Raw genomic sequence first — 1,547 nt, 5'->3', positions numbered from 1 at the left:
CTCGCGACGACGATCGCGCCGCCCTCCGGTCCGGCGGTGGAGGCGAGGGCCGCGCGGATGGCCGCGTGCAGGCGGCCCTCGCCCAGCACAGTCACCGGGTCAGGGTGCGCGGCGGGTGCGGCCGTGGTGATGATGATCTCAGTCATCGAGCAGCGCGACGCGGGTGAGGAAGGGAAGCAACCGGGCGGCCTCGGGGTCGCCGTGGAGCGGCACCGCCACCGGCACCTTGCCCGCGCGGCGCAGTGCCCCGGCCATCATCCGCACGGCCTCGGAGGGGTCGCCGTCCGGCGCCCAGAGGGGACGGGCCTCGGCGTACGCGTGCTGCCGAGCGGTCCGGGACTGCCAGCGCAGGAGCAGCCGTTCCAGGCCGTCGCGCAGCGCCACCGGGACGGTGGCGGCCACTGACACGAGCGCCCCTCGGCCGGGGACGGCGAGGGAGACGGCGGGCACGCCGAGGACGGCCGTGTGGTCGCGGACCCGCGGTGTCTCACCGGCCAGGATGAGCTGTCGCAGCAACGCCTCCGCGACCGGATCTTCCGCGGGCCCCACCGGCGCGCCCGCCCCGGCATGGTCCCCCGCGGGGGCTGCCATCGGCCCGGTCGGGCCGGTCGGCCCGGTCGGGTCGGCGTGGTCGTCCAGGGCGGCCGACAGGTGCGTGGCCAGCAGGTGCTCGCATTGGGCCCGCAAGCCGGCGGCCAGGGCCTCCGGCCAGCTCAGGCCGGCGCCGGTGCCGATCGGCGGGCGCAATGTGCCGGTGAGCCGGAGATCGGCCGCCGGCACGGGGCGAGGCCGCCCATCCGGCAGTTCCACGCCCCATGTCACCCTCTCCCCGTCGGGGTCGAGGGCGAGCAGGCCGTACGTGGCAAGGGCGGCGAACAGACAGCGCAGCCGGGCCGTCCGCTGGTCGGGTCCCCAGCCGAACGCCTGTGGCGGCGGCGCCCAGCCGGGCAGCGCGCCGAACGGGTCGGAGACGGCCGCCTGGCACACCGCCAGCGGAGACTGCGCCAGCGCCTGCTCGTCCAGCATGCCGAGCAGGCCCAGCCGGGAGTCGACCAGCCCGGCAGTGAGGCCGAGCAGCCCTTCCGCCTCGACCGGCGCGGCCGTCGCCAGCGCGTCGGTCAGCTCCCTGATCGCCTCCGGGCCTCCGCCAGGACGGGCGCCCGCACGCGGATGAGCCAGGAACCGGTGCGGGAGCGTGTCGAGAGTGCGCAGGTCCACCTGGGTGAGCAGGCGCGCCGGGCCCGTGTCGAGCCCGGTCACGTGAGAGAAACAGGCGAGCGCCAACATGGCGGCGACCACCGTGGGCACCGGTCCTGCCAGCCAGTCCTCATCCGGTGAGACCGGAACCGCGGCGGGCAACCCGGCCAGCCGGTGCCAGCCCGACTCCGCGGCTGTCACCGAGGGCTGTCCCACCCCGCTGAGCCAGACCTCTGCCGGGCCGACGAGCGCCTGCCCCAGCACGACGCCGACCGCCTCGCAGGCACGGGCCGTCGCCACCAGGGCGTCGAGGAGATCGCAAGACCGTCGAGTATGGAAATAGAGACAAA

1 protein-coding gene is annotated in these 1,547 nt (G+C 75.9%); it reads right to left on the bottom strand.

Annotation, left to right across the window (positions count from 1 at the left end; all coding sequences use genetic code 11):
- Positions 1-138: 138 nt before the first annotated feature.
- The coding region (locus AB0J09_RS64455) for a hypothetical protein (RefSeq protein ID WP_360714339.1) at positions 139-1,547 on the bottom strand (1,409 nt) is incomplete at its 5' end.

Source organism: Nonomuraea sp. NPDC049784 (assembly GCF_040659615.1).
Classification (GTDB): Bacteria; Actinomycetota; Actinomycetes; order Streptosporangiales; family Streptosporangiaceae; genus Nonomuraea.
Note: the sequence above shows the minus strand (reverse complement) of the source record. Positions and strands in the feature narration are given on the sequence as shown.